At 56.5% G+C, this 508-nt stretch carries 1 protein-coding gene and 1 pseudogene; both read right to left on the reverse strand.

The window, feature by feature from the left end; all coding sequences use genetic code 11:
* The coding region (locus NBA72_RS24175; protein ID WP_001795092.1) for an NAD-dependent epimerase/dehydratase family protein at window positions 1-362 on the reverse strand (362 nt) is incomplete at its 3' end.
* Window positions 363-364: 2 nt separating this feature from the next.
* Window positions 365-508, reverse strand: a pseudogene (locus tag NBA72_RS24180) (GDP-mannose 4,6-dehydratase); the annotation flags it as partial.

Raw genomic sequence — 508 nt, forward strand, 5'->3', positions numbered from 1 at the left:
TCCGCCATCGGCTGCCTTGCCAGTTTCGGATAGATACAGGACGAACCGAGAAACAGCAGTTTGTTCACGTTGTGCAGATGCGCGGCGTGAATAATGTTGCTCTCTATCATCATGTTTTCATAAATAAAATCCGCCGGATACGTGTTGTTGGCAACAATGCCGCCCACTTTCGCCGCCGCCAGATAAACCTGGTCGATACCCGCTCCGGCAAAGAACGCCTGTACCGCGCGCCCGTCGAGCAGATCCAGCTCATCGCGGGTGCGCAGCACCAGTTCCACGTCGCCGCGCTGCGCAAGCTGCCGTACAATGGCGGAGCCCACCATCCCGCGATGGCCCGCCACAAAAATTCGTTGCTTATTCATTCTCAGGACTCCAGCGCGATGGCCACCTCGTAACCGTGAGATTTCAGCAGTGAGTGTTTTTTCGCGGCTTCCAGATCGTTCGCCACCATCTCGGAGACCATCTCCGACAGGGTGATTTCCGGTTTCCAGCCCAGTTTCTCATGCGC

Source organism: Salmonella sp. NW1250, assembly GCF_051812965.1.
Lineage (GTDB): Bacteria > Pseudomonadota > Gammaproteobacteria > Enterobacterales > Enterobacteriaceae > Salmonella > Salmonella enterica.